At 66.1% G+C, this 14193-nt stretch carries 11 protein-coding genes and 3 tRNA genes; 5 read left to right on the top strand and 9 right to left on the bottom strand.

The features are described 5' to 3' along the window. Positions 1-14 precede the first annotated feature (14 nt). Complete coding sequence (locus ACB030_RS04460; protein ID WP_371158356.1) at positions 15-626, bottom strand: response regulator transcription factor; 612 nt, start codon at positions 624-626, stop codon at positions 15-17. Position 627: 1 nt separating this feature from the next. Then, positions 628-2445 (bottom strand): PhnD/SsuA/transferrin family substrate-binding protein, encoded by a 1818-nt coding sequence (locus ACB030_RS04455; protein WP_371158518.1) that lies wholly within the window; start codon positions 2443-2445, stop codon positions 628-630. Between the two features lie 341 nt (positions 2446-2786). On the opposite strand from ACB030_RS04455, the gene dsrO reads away from it, so the two are divergent. Genes dsrO through ACB030_RS04440 form a run of 3 tightly spaced genes read left to right on the top strand, consistent with a single transcriptional unit; the run spans position 2787 to position 7805 of the window. Beyond that, the gene (gene dsrO, locus ACB030_RS04450) at positions 2787-3584 is read left to right on the top strand and encodes a sulfate reduction electron transfer complex DsrMKJOP subunit DsrO (protein WP_371158354.1); all 798 of its coding nucleotides are present in this window, start codon (positions 2787-2789) and stop codon (positions 3582-3584) included. Beyond that, positions 3571-4698 (top strand): NrfD/PsrC family molybdoenzyme membrane anchor subunit, encoded by a 1128-nt coding sequence (nrfD, locus tag ACB030_RS04445; RefSeq protein ID WP_371158352.1) that lies wholly within the window; start codon positions 3571-3573, stop codon positions 4696-4698. Before dsrO ends, nrfD begins: the two co-directional genes overlap by 14 nt. After that, the gene (locus tag ACB030_RS04440; RefSeq protein ID WP_371158350.1) at positions 4698-7805 is read left to right on the top strand and encodes a tetrathionate reductase subunit A; all 3108 of its coding nucleotides are present in this window, start codon (positions 4698-4700) and stop codon (positions 7803-7805) included. The genes nrfD and ACB030_RS04440 overlap by 1 nt, the downstream gene beginning before the upstream one ends. Positions 7806-7867: 62 nt before the next feature. Here the strand turns inward: ACB030_RS04440 and ACB030_RS04435 are convergent, their stop codons facing one another. The 7 genes from ACB030_RS04435 to ACB030_RS04405 all read right to left on the bottom strand — a co-directional run bounded on the left by ACB030_RS04435 (position 7868) and on the right by ACB030_RS04405 (position 12270). Next, complete coding sequence (locus ACB030_RS04435; protein ID WP_371158348.1) at positions 7868-9193, bottom strand: endonuclease/exonuclease/phosphatase family protein; 1326 nt, start codon at positions 9191-9193, stop codon at positions 7868-7870. Between the two features lie 79 nt (positions 9194-9272). After that, a complete protein-coding gene (locus ACB030_RS04430; RefSeq protein WP_371158346.1) occupies positions 9273-10010 on the bottom strand; it encodes an EAL domain-containing protein in 738 nt (245 codons plus the stop codon). Positions 10011-10198: 188 nt separating this feature from the next. Further along, positions 10199-10474, bottom strand: a complete 276-nt coding sequence (locus tag ACB030_RS04425; RefSeq protein ID WP_205641153.1) for a hypothetical protein — start codon at positions 10472-10474, stop codon at positions 10199-10201. Positions 10475-10609: 135 nt separating this feature from the next. Next, positions 10610-10694 (bottom strand) — tRNA-Tyr (locus ACB030_RS04420). Positions 10695-10739: 45 nt separating this feature from the next. Then, positions 10740-10824: transfer RNA gene (locus ACB030_RS04415), tRNA-Tyr, on the bottom strand. 43 nt (positions 10825-10867) lie between these two features. Continuing rightward, positions 10868-10952, bottom strand: a tRNA-Tyr gene (locus ACB030_RS04410). A 229-nt stretch (positions 10953-11181) separates the two neighbouring features. After that, positions 11182-12270: a ketoacyl-ACP synthase III gene (locus tag ACB030_RS04405; protein ID WP_371158344.1), complete on the bottom strand. Its 1089-nt coding sequence runs from the start codon at positions 12268-12270 to the stop codon at positions 11182-11184. A 202-nt stretch (positions 12271-12472) separates the two neighbouring features. Between ACB030_RS04405 and ACB030_RS04400 the strand changes: the two genes are divergently transcribed. Continuing rightward, positions 12473-13426 carry a LysR family transcriptional regulator gene (locus tag ACB030_RS04400; protein ID WP_371158342.1) on the top strand — a complete coding sequence of 318 codons (954 nt, stop codon included), beginning with the start codon at positions 12473-12475 and terminating at the stop codon, positions 13424-13426. 126 nt (positions 13427-13552) lie between these two features. After that, positions 13553-14164: a LysE family translocator gene (locus ACB030_RS04395; RefSeq protein WP_371158340.1), complete on the top strand. Its 612-nt coding sequence runs from the start codon at positions 13553-13555 to the stop codon at positions 14162-14164. Positions 14165-14193: the final 29 nt, after the last annotated feature.

The following is a 14193-nucleotide window of genomic DNA, read 5'->3' as shown; positions in this document are numbered from 1 at the left end:
ATGGCGTGAGCCATTCAGGGCTGCCCATTGACCGCCGCATAGCGCAGCATCAGCTCGGCCAGGGAATCGACCTCTAGTCGCCTCATCAGGCTGGCGCGGCACACCTCGACGGTGCGCACCGAGATGCAGAGATCTTGCGCTATCTGCTGGTTCTTGTGGCCCCGGGCGATGAGTTGCAACAGCTGGTGCTCGCGGGGGGTGAGCCGCTCAAAGGCCGCCCGATGGGAAAGACGCGCCGCCGCGGCCAGGGTCCCCTGCTCGGCCCGCGCTATGGCGGCGAGCAAAGGGGCCAGCTGCACCGGCTTTTGCAAGAAATCCACCGCCCCCTGTTTTAGGGACTCCACCGCCAGGGGTACCTCGCCGTGGCCGGTGAGAAACAGGATGGCGATGGGGCTTTGGGCCGCCTTCAGCCGCTGCTGCACCTCGGGGCCCGACAGTCCCGGCATGCGGCAATCCAGGATGAGGCAGGCGGGCAGGCGCAGATCGACCTCTGCCAGGAAGCGCTCGCCGTCGGCAAAGCAGCGCAGCTGCCGCTCGTCGCAGCTCTCCAGCATGAAGCGCAGGGAGTCGAGCACGGCCTGGTCGTCATCGACCAGATAGAGGGGAGGGCGGTCAGTGGACTGCATGTCAGCTCCTTGGATTGAAATCGGAAGCGGCCTCAAGCCGCTGCCGAGGGGCGGGCAGGGTCACCCGGGCCAGGCAGCCATGGGGGCTCAGGTTGCTCAAGGCGAGCTGGCCGCGATGACACTCGACCACGTCCCGGCAGATGGCGAGCCCCAGCCCCATGCCATCGTCCTTGTCGCTGTGAAACGCCTGCTGCAGCCAGGCCTCTGGCATCCTGAGGCCAGGGCCGTTGTCGCGGATCTCCAGGACCAATAGCGCCGCCTCGAAGGAGACAAGCAGCTCGACCCGGCCCGGCTCAGCCCTTTGCGCCGCCGGGCCGTCCGTTCGGGCCGCGCTCTCGGCGCCATTCTTGATGAGGTTCATCAGCAACTGCTCCACCCCGGTACCATCCAGGGGGAGCAGGCGCGGCTGCCCCTGCCAGCGCAGTGTGAAGGTGACGCCGAGGGGGCCCAGCATCTGACCGAGCAGGGGTTGCAGGCCCTCCACCAGGGCGACCAGATCCGTGGGCTCGGCTTGGCGGGGGCGCTTTTGCAGCCGGGATCTCAGCCGGTTGACTGTCTGGGTGATGCGCTGGACCTGCAGGCCAATCTGCTCCAGGGCCTGGCGCAGGGGTTCCTGTGATGCGGCCGTGGCAGGATCCTGCCCCTGCCTCGCCAGGCGCAGCAGGGCACCCTGGCTGTAGTTGGCGATGGCGGTGAGGGGCTGGTTGATCTCGTGGGCCACGTTGGCGCCGAGTTCACCGAGTTCGGCGAGGCGTCTGGCCTGCTCTAGCTGGCGCCCCTTCTCCTCGAGTTGCTGGCGGGTGGCGAGCAGTCGGCGCTGGCTGCGGTTGAACAGGTATTGCAACAGCAGGTGGTGACCGCCGAGCAGCAGCACCAGCGCCAGGGCGCCCCAGCCCCACTGCTGATGCTGGCGCAGCCAGTGCCAGGCCGATTGCCACCAGGGCCCCTGCAGGGGGTGGCGATCCAGCGCCTTGAGCAGGCGGTCGATGCTGAGCTGGCTGGTGGGCACTGTCCAGCCCGCCGAATCGGCGGCCATGGCCGCCTCGCTGTCTGCTGGCAGATCGAACAGTGCTCGGGTCACCGCCAGGGCGAGCGCAGGGGAGGCCTGCTCCGTCTTGGCGAAGGCCCAGTTAGGGTAGAGCCGGGTCGAGCTCTGGCAGCCAAAGCCCGCCGGCGCCTGGTTGTCCAGCACCCGAAAATCCGAGTCGGCGACCTTGCCCTCCCGCACCATGCGCTCCAGCTGGCATACGGGCACTATGGCGGCGGCGACGTCCCCTGCCGCCAGCTGCTCGATGAGCCTGTCCAGGGGGAAGCCGGTGAAGCGCACGGCGGAGAAGAAGCGCTCCAGCCTGATCCCCTGCTCGTCTGCCTCGAAGCGGTAGGCGAGGTAGCCGCCGAAGGCGTTCTCCGACACGGCGGCAACCGGCTGTCCCTCGAGATCCTGCCAGTGCCGGTAGGGGGCATGGGCGCGCACCACCAGGGCGGCGCCTATGGCGAGGTTGTCACCCCCCGCCGGGCTCTTGAGGGTGGCGAGCCAGGCCAGCGGATACTGGCGCGACAGGCTGACCGACTGGCCCGGGTTGGTGATGACAAAGTCGAGCCTGTTCTGTGCGACGGCCTCGGCCAGCGCGTCGAGCTCCAGGGGCACCAGCGCGAAGCGCCGCTCTGGCACGCGCTCGTCCAGCCAGCCCATCAGCGGCTGCCACTGGGTCTTCGCAAGCGCCGGGCCGCGAGTCGCCAGCACCCCTATTCGGACCGGCTCGGCCAAGGCTCGCACCGGCTCGCTCCGGGCCAGCGCCGACGCTGTCTGGGGCGGCACAGGCTCTGCCAGGGCGGGGGCGACGCCAAGCCAGAGCAACAGGGCCAGCAGGGGCTTGCGGGCGGGCGATGAGGGGGCGTGACGGAACAGGGCGCTCTCCTTGGGCGGCTGATGGGGAGGCCAGTCTATCACCGGGGCGATGTGCTGGGTCGCCCTGGCGCCGTGATGGGTGACGAATGGGGCTTTGGTCACAGTTTGGCGGTTATGGGGCCGGTTTTATTGCGCTGGATCAACCCGGCTCCCGGTATGTGGAAAACCACAATAGAGGCGACTTGCTGCGTTGCGGACAATCGGCCCAACCCCCCTTTCGGGGAAGCCAGCTCAGCAGAAGGAAAGACGCCATGGAGCTCAGCAAGCGCCGATTGTTATCCGGAATCGCCGCCCTCACCGCAGGGGCGGCCCTGATCCCCGTGACTCAGGCCCAAGTTCAGGCCCAGCCCGTCCCCGTTCCCTGCAATGGGCGGGCGGCCATCAGCCGCGGGGACGGGCGCAAGCGTTACGGCATGCTGATCGACTTGCGCCGCTGCGTCGGTTGCCAGGCCTGCACCGTGGCCTGCACCATCGAAAACCAGCCCCCCCTCGGCCAGTTTCGCACCACTGTGAGCCAATACGAGGTGAGCGATGTGGCGGCCCTCGAGGCCCCCGCCTCCCTCTTGATGCTGCCGAGGCTGTGCAACCACTGCGCCGAGCCCGCCTGCCTCGATGTCTGCCCCACAGGCGCCACCTTCCAGCGCGACGACGGCATAGTGGTGGTCAACAACGACTGGTGCGTCGGCTGCGGCTACTGTGTGCAGGCCTGCCCCTACGACGCCCGCTTCATCAACCACGAGACCAACACCGCCGACAAGTGCACCTTCTGCGCCCACCGGCTGGAGGCGGGGCTCTTGCCCGCCTGCGTGGAGAGCTGCGTCGGCGAGGCGCGCATCATAGGGGACTTGAACGATCCCAAGAGCCGGATCAGCAGACTGCTGCGCGAACATGAGCCCGCCCTCAAGGTGCTCAAGCCCGAGGCCCACACCCAGCCGCGGGTCTTCTATCTCGGCATGGATGAGGCTTTCGTCAGCAAGATCGACGGCCATCCGGCGCAGCGCACCCTGCTCGGCGACGACGGCAAGGAGATAGCCCATGACCATTCATGAACTGCTGGCCCCGGAGCAACCCATCACCTGGCTGCCCTGGGCGGTGCAATATTTCTTCCTCATCGGCCTCGCCTATGGGGCCCTCTGGCTAGGGGCGGCGAGCCTGTGGCGCAAGGAGCCGGATCGGCGGCTGCAGACCCTGGCCGCCGTGCTGATGGTGGCAGCCGGCCTGGTGGCCCCCATCGCCCTGACGGCAGACCTGCACCAGCCCGCCCGGGCCTGGCACTTCTACGCCCAGACCCGCTTCACCTCCGTCATGTGGTATGGCGCCTACCTGCTGCCGCTGTTCAGCCTGCTCTCCATGCTGCTCGGCTGGCTGCTGCTCAGGCCCGCCCTGGCCCGGCGCGGCGAGGAGCATGACAGGGTGGCTGCCCTGGCGCGGCTGCTCTGCCTGGGACATTGGCCCAGCGACCCCTGGCTCAAACCGCTGGCTTTGATGGCGGCTTTGAGCGGGCTCAGCATCGCCCTCTACACAGGTCTGGAGACCATGGCGGTAGCGGCGCGGCCCCTCTGGCACAGCCCCTGGCTCCCCTGGCTGCTGGCACTGAGCGCCCTGCTGGCGGCCCAGAGCGCCCTGCTGCTGCTCAACCGCCTGCTGGCGGGCTGGCAGCAACGTACGGAGGCGGGGCTGCTACGCCAGATCCGCCCGACCCTGGCGCTGCTCGCCCTCTCCCTGCTGGGCTGGGCCCTCTTTGGGGGCGCCTCGGCGGCGGAGGCGAGTGCCCTCTATCGGCTGGATCCGAGCTGGCGGCTGGCGGCCCACTGGCTGCTGCTGACCCTGGGCCTGCTCGGCCTGCTGCTGTTGGCGGGGCACCGATTCTCTTTGCGCCTGCAAACCTGGGGCCTGGGGCTGCTGGCACTGCACCTGGTGTGGGGCCTGCGCTGGCTGGTGCTTATCCAGGGGCAGCTGGTCCCGAAATACGGGGCCGGCGTCTATCTCTACCAGATAGCCTGGGGGCCGGCCGGGGTGCTCGGCATCCTGGGCACCTTCGGCCTGCTGCTGGCCTTGCTGGTGGCGCTCTCAGAGCTGGTGCGCGCCCCGGCTCTGCCATCCGTCACACACTCATCTGCCACCCAGGCAGCCACCACCCATTCCGCTCGCGAGGCACTCTGATGGATCACAGCAAGCGCAAGTTTCTCAAAGGGGCCGCCATTGCCGGGGGCACAGGGCTCTTCGTGGCCGGTTACAGCGACACCCTCAAGCAGGTGGCGAGCGGGGTGGCCACCGGCAGCTCGGGCAAGCCGACCCGGGATCCCATCCACGGCAACTCTCTGGCGGTGGAGTACAGGGTCGACGAGCAGGGGGAGCTTCACCCCAACCCGAACCAGCGCCTCGCCAACACCATGTGCCTCGGCTGCTGGACACTGTGCGGGGTGCGGGCCCGCATCGACAACGAGAGCGACAAGATAGTGCGCATCCTCGGCAACCCCTATCACCCCCTCTCGGCCCTGCACCACATCGATTTCAAGACGCCGGTCAAGCAGGCGCTGATCGCTACCAGCGGCTATCAGGAAGGGGGGCTGGAGGGACGCTCCACCGCCTGCGCCCGGGGCAACGCCATGCTGGAGCAGCTCGATAGCCCCCACAGGGTCACCCGCTGCCTCAAGCGGGTCGGCCCCCGTGGCAGCGGTCGCTGGCAGAGCATCTCCTTCGAGCAGCTGATCGAGGAGGTGGTGGAGGGGGGCGATCTGTTCGGGGAGGGCCAGGTTGAAGGGCTCAGAGCCATCCGCAACCTGGCTGAGCCGCTGGATCCCGCCAACCCGGAATACGGCCCCAGGGCCAACCAGTTGCTGGTGAGCAACGCCTCGGACGAGGGGCGCGATGCCCTCATCAAGCGCTTCACCTTCAACAGCTTCGGCACCCGCAACTTCGCGAACCACGGCGCCTACTGCGGCCTGTCGTACAGGGTCGGGGCCGGCGCCCTGCTGGACGATCTGGAGAAGAACGCCCACCTCAAGCCCGACTGGGACGAGAGCGACTTCCTGCTGTTTATGGGCACCTCTCCCCAGCAGTCCGGCAACCCCTTCAAACGCCAGTCCCGCCAGCTGGCGGCGAACCGGGCGCGTGAGGGCAAGCCCTTCTCCTATGTGGTGGTGGCCCCCAGCCTGCCGAACACGGTGAACCTGCCGTCTGCCCCCGCCAACCGCTGGCTGCCCATCAGGCCCGCCACGGACTCGGCCCTGGCCATGGCCATGCTGCGCTGGATCATCGACAACGAGCGCTACGCCGAACCCTTCCTGGCGGCCCCCAATGCCGAGGCCGCCGAGCGGGCCGGCTATCGTGGCTTTTGCAACGCCAGCCATCTGGTTGTCTGCGACCAATCCCACCCCCGCTTCGGCCAGATGCTGCGATCAAGCGATCTCGGGCTGCCCTTTGAGGGCGAGGCCTATGGCGAGGGGGATGCGGTGCTGGTGGTCGAAGAGGGGAGCGACGAGCTGACACCGGCCGGCCGCTGCGAGCGGGCCCGGCTCTGGGTGGCGCTAAGCGTTCCGACCCCGGGCGGGCCGCTGGCGGTCAAGAGCAGCTTCCAGCTGCTGGCCGAGGCGAGCCGGGAGATGAGTCTCGAGCAATACAGTGCCGAGTGCGCCGTGCCGGTGGGCGACATCAAGGAGCTGGCGCGGGAGTTCACCAGCCACGGCACCCGGGCGGCGGTGATCACCCATGGCGGCACCATGAGCGCCAACGGCTTCTACACGGCCTGGGCCATCATGATGCTCAATGCCATGATAGGAAACCTCAATGCCCGGGGCGGCGCCGTGGCGAGCGGCGGCAAGTTCGACCCCTTCGGCGCCGGGCCGCGCTACGATCTGGCGAGCTTCCCCGGCATGGTCAAACCCGCCGGGGTCTTCCTGTCCCGCTCCAAGTTCCCCTACGAGCAGACCTCGGAATATCGCCGCAAGCGCGAGGCGGGGCAGAACCCCTATCCGGCCCACGAGCCCTGGTTCCCACTCTCCGGGCCCCTGCTCGGCGAGCACCTGACCGCGGCGGTGAGCGGTTATCCATACCGCGCCAAGGCCTGGATCAACCACATGGGCAACCCCCTCTACGGTCAGGCGGGGCTCAGCCATGCCATAGGGGAGCAGCTCAAGGACCCTGCCGTGCTGCCGCTTATTGTCAGCATCGACAGCTTCATCAACGAATCCTCGGCGCTGTCGGACTACATAGTGCCGGACACCCTGACCTACGAGTCCTGGGGCTGGGCCACCGCCTGGCACGGGGTCATGACCAAGGTCTCTACCGGCCGCTGGCCCGTGGTGGAGCCTCGCGTCGCCAAGACCGCCTCGGGGGATCCGGTCTGCATGGAGTCCTTCTTTATCGCGGTGGCCAAACGCCTCGGCCTGCCGGGCTTTGGCGAGGGGGCCCTCAAAGGGGCGGATGGCAAGCTGCACGGTCTTCACAAGGCGGCGGACTTCTCCCTCTATGGGGCGGCCAACGTCGCCTATCTCGGCGAGCCGGTGCCGCCCATAGGGGCCGAGGATCTCGCCTGGTCCGGGGTGGAACGGATCCTGCCTGTGCTGAATACCACCCTGAGCGCGGAGGAGGCGGGCCGCGCCGCCTATCTCTTCGCCCGCGGCGGGCGCTTCGAGCCGGTGGCCAAGGGGCGCGATGAATCGGGTCAGCCGAGCAAGCGCTGGCCCAAGCCATTGATGCTGTGGAACCCGGCGGTGGGTAGCCGGCGCCACAGCCAGAGCGGCCAGTTTTTGAGCGGCACCCCGCGCTTCTTCCGCCCCCAGCTCGCGGATGGCACGCCGCTCAAGGAGGCGTTCAAGCCGGCCCAGTGGCCCCTGCTGCTCACCAGCTACAAGTCCCACACCATGAGCTCCATGAGCATAGGCTCGGATCGCCTGCGCCAGGTGCACCCCAGCAACGGGGTGCGGCTCAACGTCCAGACGGCGGCCCGCCTTGGCATAGTGAGCGGGGACAGGGTGCGGGTCAGTACCCCCAATGGCAGCGTGATCGGGCTGGCCGAGTGCGTGGCCGGGGTGCAGGAAGATGCCATCGCCATCGAGCACGGCTTCGGTCACAAGGAGCTGGGGGCGCGGGCGCATTGGGTCGACGGTAAGGAGGTGGTGGCCAGTGCCCTGCGCGGCGCCGGGGTGAACCTCAACGATCTGGCGGTGCTGGATCCCAGCCGTCACGGCCGCTACCCCCTGGTGGACTGGGCCATCGGCTCCTCGGCGCGCCAGGGCCTGCCAGCCCGGGTGGAGAAGCTGGTGTAGCGCCAGAGGCAAAAAAAAGCGGGGCCATCATGGTCCCGCTTTTCATTGCGTGCTCCTGAACATCACTGGTCCAGTTCAAAGTCCACCCACACCAGGCGGTGATCCGAGCTCACCCCCTTGGCGATGCCGAGCTTGGCGTCATACACCAGGTGGTAGCCGGGCTCGAAGCTGGCGGGCCAGAACATCCCCGAGGCGATGGCATTGAGGTTGGCGGAGGGGATCAGGTGATCGAGCTGCAGGCCGCTGCTGCTGGTGATGCGCTCCGGGGTCGGCCTGTTGTTGTTGCGCTTGCACTGATCCGGCTGGCTGGCGAGACACTCGGGGCCCCCCTGGCTCACCGGGATCAGGGCGCCGTTGGTGACCGCCTGATTGACCAGCACATGGTTGTGCAAGTCCTGGATGGCACTGAGATCGCCGTCGCCAAGTTGGGGATCGGCGTTGAGATCCCCGGCGATGACGAAGCGGGCACCCTGTGGCAGGCCGCCCGCCTTGCCGGCGTCGTCCACCATGTAGCTGGCGCTCTCCACATAGTCTTGCCAGAAGGCGACCTCGGCCCTGTTGTGCTTGACGTTGTGGCGTGCCGCATTGCCGAAGATGGGGGGCGTGGGGTGGGAGATGAGGAAGTGGACCACCACCTCCTTGTTGCCCTGCTTGATGCGCACCGGCACGTCGGCGTGATTCTTGGAGGAGAGCGGGAACTGCTCCCAGGTCGCGGCGTCATACCAGGCATCGCCGCACTGGCGACCGGCCGGGATCGGCGCCCTGGGGTTGTTGCAGTCGTCGATGACGGGGTTCGTCTCGCCCGGCATGTCCTTCCACTTGAAGTGCTGGAAGGTGCGGATTCCCTTGGTGTCGATGGGATACTTCGACATCAGGGCGAAGGCGTACTGGCCGTGGTAGTTGCCAAAGCCCCAGGCGTCGTCCGGCCCGTTGTTGCGCTTGCCATCCAGGTTGAGGTCATGGCCGCTCATCAGCCCTGTGTTGGTGGCGAAATTCTGCATCACAGGGTAGCTGATGGCCTTCACCTCGCCGTGCTGGGCGTGGGCCAGGTAGTTGTCGTTGAAGGCCTTGAGATCGGTTGTGCTCTCCCCCTTGCCGTCATTGTCGAATTCGTTGAGCAGGAAGACATCCGGCCGGGTGCGCTGCACTATCTCGGCGATATTGCGGATCTGCTGCACGTTTTTGGCCTGGGTGACCTCGGCCTTGCCGAGGCTGGCGTCGCCGTCCTGGTAGCGGGCCAGCAGTGCATCCTGGGCGGCGCGGTCCAGCGCCAGTTCGCCGGAGAGCATGCCGGGGGCGGTGCGATCGAAGGAGAGGTTGAAGGTAGCGAAGCGAACCATGGGATCTGGGGCCTTGGAGTCATTGTTGCCGTGACAGCCTGCCATCATTCCAAGGGAAATGGCAGCACCCTGCCGGATTTCATGGGGAATGTGCCCGTGTTTCCCCCTTCAAGGCCCAGCGCTCCGTTCAGGACCAGCGGGAGAGGGGGGAGGGCATGGCGTAGGCGTAGCCCTGCTGATAGTCGCAGCCGAGTCGGTTCGCTATCTCGATATGGGTCTGGGTCTCCACCCCTTCGCACACCACGGCCATGCCGAGTCGCTGCAGGTAGGCCACCAGACCCACCAGCATCTTGAAGGCGTGAGAGGTGCGCGCCGCCTGCAGCAGCAGGGAGCGGTCCAGCTTGACTACCTCGTAGGGCAGGGCCATCAGGCGCTGAAAGTTGCACTCCAGGGAGCCGAAGTCATCGCAGGCGATGTGGGCGCCATGGGCGCGCAGCACCTCTATCAACTCCCTGTACTGGCTCTCCAGCCGGGCGTATTCCAGCACCTCGAACCAGATGTCGATCCCCACCTTGCGTGCCTGCACCAGCACCAGCAGCAACAGGTTCTGATAGGTCGGGCTGGAGAGCGCCGGGTTGAGGTTGATGGAGAGCGTATAGGGCCCCCCCTTCGCCAGGACAGGCAGATCCCTCATGATGGCCCTGAGCATGACGATATCCAGATGCAGGGATTCGTCCTGGTTGAGGGAGGCAAAATCGATGCCTTTGTAACACTGGGCCACCGGATCCCAGCGCCTGGCCAGCGCCTCATACCCCTTGACCTGACGGTCCCGACCTATGATCGGCTGGTAAAAGGGAACGGCGACATCCGCCATGGCCATCGTTGCCATGGCACTCATCGGATCCTCTTCTTTGAACGCAAACATGGCTCTCACCTGATGGCGATGGATGGCTGCGCATAATACAGGGCGCAGCCACCCGGCAGCTGTAGGAATTGTCTGATAATCAACCGACCACTCGAGTGGGCAGGGGCCGGACTGGAGGGCCGCGACGGAGATCCGTCAGGCTGCAGGGGCCCGTGATGAAACGGGCTCAAGGGAGGTCGGGTGAGGTGTCAACGAAGAGCGTGTTCCAGCTGATGGTCTCCGGCATCAAGGAGGGGCGTGCCATGCATGGCCTGGGCCAGCCACTCCCAGTCCAGTGGCGGTGTGCCGGCCTTGAAGCGTTGGTAGGCCTGGCCCTGATGGATGGTCAGGAACAGGGTCGTCGACAGGCCGAGGCGGTTGAGATAGCGCACCATGACGTCACCCTGATAATGGCGCAGTCGTTGCTGCAGTTGGGGCAGGCTCAAGCCCTGCTCCTGGCCGGTTTCATCCCAGATTGCAAACATGTGAGGCGGCTCCTGACGGTGAGGAGTCCACTGTTTCGAAAAATCGGGGGCAGGGCAATTGTCAGATCTGACAGTGCCGAATGGAGTCTTTCCAGAAAAGCGAAAACCCGGCGCCAGGCCGGGTTTTCTGAAGGATGGTGGAGGGAGAAGGATTCGAACCTTCGAAGGCAGAGCCGTCAGATTTACAGTCTGATCCCTTTGGCCGCTCGGGAACCCCTCCACAGGGGTACTACTTTTTACAGGCCTTTCACGCAATGCAGGAAGATGGTGGAGGGAGAAGGATTCGAACCTTCGAAGGCAGAGCCGTCAGATTTACAGTCTGATCCCTTTGGCCGCTCGGGAACCCCTCCACGGGGTATTTTCCTGATTTTTTACTTACTTGGCGCACTTGAATGGTGGAGGGAGAAGGATTCGAACCTTCGAAGGCAGAGCCGTCAGATTTACAGTCTGATCCCTTTGGCCGCTCGGGAACCCCTCCCCAAGTGCGAGGCCGCATACTACCAGATCCGGCAAGCTTGTGAACCCCTAGGCCGCATTCTGACGACAAAAAAGTGTCAACTGGTTATTTTTTGATATGTTTCGCTCAAAATTCACGCTTTTCAATGACTTTTATGTCGATGTCCGAGGAGGCCGGCAGGGAGGGCATGGACAGAGGAGCCACGATGGGCTCCTCTTTTTTATGCGGGAAAGGGTGGCAGTGGCGAGGCTCAGGCGTCTGAGGTGCGTGCCTGCTGGCAGCCCTGAACCGCGTGGGCGATGAGCTCGAGGGCGCTCTGCTCGCAGGAGGGCAGCTCCTCGTCACATTGGCCTAGGGGGGTGACGCGCTCGCCCCATTTGATGAGGGCGGCGCCCCAGGTCAGGCCGGCACCGAAGGCGGCGGTCAGCAGGTGGCTGCCTGGCTTGACCCGGCCCTGCTCCAGCGCCTCGCACAGGGCGATGGGCACGGTGGCGGCGGAGGTGTTGCCGTACTGCTCTATGTTGACCATCACCTTCTCCATGGGGGCGTTCATCCGCTTGGCCAGGGTCTCTATGATGCGCACGTTGGCCTGGTGGGGGACTATGAGGTCGACTTGCTCGGGGGCTATGCCGGCCTGGGCCAGCACGGCACCTGTGGCCTCGCCCATGCCGCGCACGGCGCGCTTGAAGATCTCCTGCCCCTCGAAGTTGAAGGTGAAGAGACCGTCGATGTCGGCGAAACGCACCCGATCGGTGCCGAAGTTCGGCACGTGCAGTATCTCCCGCGCCTCGCTGTCACAGCCGAGCTTGCTGGCAATCAGGCCGCTCTTCTGCTCGCTCGCCTCTATCACCACGGCGCCGGCGCCGTCGCCAAACAGCACTGCGGTGTCGCGCTTGGCCCAGTCCAGCAACTGGGTGAGGCGCTCTGCGCCTATCACCAGCACCTTCTGCATCATGCCGGTCTGCACCAGGGAGGTGGCGACCGAGAGCGCATAGACGAAACCGGTACAGGCTGCATTGAGGTCAAACACCGCCGCCTTGTGGGCGCCCAGGGCCTGCTGCACGGCAGAGGCTCCATTGGGAACTAGCGTGCCCGGGGTGGCGGTGGCCAGTATGATGCCATCGAGTTCACCGGCGTCCAGGCCGGCGCAGGCCAGGGCGCGGCGGGCGGCCAGGGTGGCGAGCGCCTGGGTGCTGACGTGGGAGACCCGACGGGCCTTGATGCCGGTACGCGGATAGATCCACTCATCCGAGGTATCCATGATGGTGCTGAGGTCATCGTTGGTCAGCACTGCGGGGGGGAGGCATTTGCCCCAGCCGGTGATATTGGCGTATTTCATCTTGTTATCGCTTCTTGTTGTGGATCGCCCGCGGGCGGAAAAGTGCGCAATTATGTCGTACAGGTTTTCCAGTGTCATCCCGCGAGGAGGGGAGCGCAAGGGGGCGCAGGGGGAACAAGGTGGTGATTTTGCTTAAATTCCCGCTTCTCCATGTCTTAAGATGAGAGCCCGACCCAGGCTCTCCCTTCCCGAGGTGTTGTCAGTGCACAAAGCGAATCTCAACCTCTTGCCCACCCTCAAGGTGTTGCTGGAGACCCGCAACATCAGCCGGGCGGCGGAGCTGCTGCATCTGAGCCAGCCCTCCATCAGCAAGCAGCTCGGCCAGCTTCGCAGCGAGTTTGGTGACGAGCTGCTGGTGCGGGAGGGACAGCGCTGGCTGTTGACGCCGCGGGCCGAGAGCCTGGCGGCGGCGCTTGCCGATTCTCTCGGTGCCCTGGAGCGGCTCTATGCGGCGCCCGAGTTTGCCCCCGAGCGTTGCGAGCGGGTGTTTCGGCTCGCCTCCTCCGACTACGTGGCCCAGCATATCCTGCCCGACATCTGCGCGGCGCTGGCCAGGGCCGCCCCCCTGGCGGCGCTGGAGTACAGCCTGTGGGACAAACGCCAGCTGCCGCAGCTGTGGCAGTCCGAGCTGGATCTGGTCTCCACCATCACCGAACTGGTGCCGGATCAGATCCGGGGCCTGCACCAGGGGGAGGACAGGCTGGTGATGCTGATGGGGCGCCACCACCCGCTCTCGGGCACGGCGCCCAGCCTGGATGACTACCTCGCCTGGCCTCATCTGCAGGTGAGCGGCGGCGGCGACAAGGACAGCCCGGTGGAGCAGGTGCTGGCGCCCCTGGGGCTCTCCCGCCGCTGGTTTGCCCGGGTGCCCTTCTTCCAGGCGGCGGTAGAGGTGCTGCTGCGCACCGACTGCCTGATGACCACCCCGGCCCACATCGCCTGGCAGCTCTCCCGGGAGCACGCCCTGAGTTTTTGCGATCTGCCCTTCGCCACCCGGGTGCAGCAGTATCATCTGCTGTGGCACCAGCGCCACCACCTGGATCCGGCCCACCGCTGGTTTCGCGAGCTGGCCTACCCCTTCCTGCGGGATCACCTGCAGCGCACCCTGGGGGAGAGCCGCAAGCAGCTGGATCTGAAGGCGGATCACCTCCGCTAGGACAGTTTGTTATGCCAGCCTATAGCCGTTGGCTATGGACTCTATTCATAACTTTCACTTCTGGCATAGCTGGCCGCCTCCTACCCTGATCCCAGGTAGAGACATTCGACTAGAGAAGGAAAGGGTATGGAAATGACGAGTTGGCTGGCGCTCGCCGCCATTTGCGTGATGGGGGCCATCAGTCCGGGGCCCAGCCTGGCACTGATCATCCGCAATACGGTGCAGGGAGGGCAGGGCCACGGGGTGGCCACGGCGCTCGGCCACGGCCTGGGGGTGGGGATCTACGCCCTCATCACGGCCTTGGGTCTCTCGCTGCTGATCACCCAGACCCCGCTGCTGTTTGATCTGATCCGCTACGGCGGCGCCGCCTTCCTCGCCTGGCTCGGGATCAAGGCGCTGCTGGCCAAGCCCGCCAGTGGCGACGCTGCCGACGAGACGGTGCACGGCGCCCGTGGCCGCCAGGGGGCGTTCGAAGGCTTTATGGTGGCCTTCCTGAACCCCCAGCTCGCCATCTTCTTCATCGCCCTGTTCAGCCAGTTCGTGCACGCCGATACCGGCTGGCGCGAGGGGAGCATCATGATGCTGACCGCCGGCGGCATAGACGCGCTCTGGTACGTGCTGGTGGCCCTGGTGCTCTCCCGCGGGCCTGTGCTGACCTGGCTCAAGGCCAAGTCCTTCGTGATCGACAAGGTGAGCGGCCTGGTGCTGCTGGGATTGGCGCTCAAGGTGGTGATCTAGACCCGCGTCGGGTGCCAGCGTAGTCGCCC

The organism is Aeromonas sp. S16(2024), from assembly GCF_041403065.1.
Classification (GTDB): Bacteria; Pseudomonadota; Gammaproteobacteria; order Enterobacterales; family Aeromonadaceae; genus Aeromonas.
The sequence above is the reverse complement of the archived record's forward strand: the minus strand, read 5'-3'. Positions and strand labels throughout refer to the sequence as shown.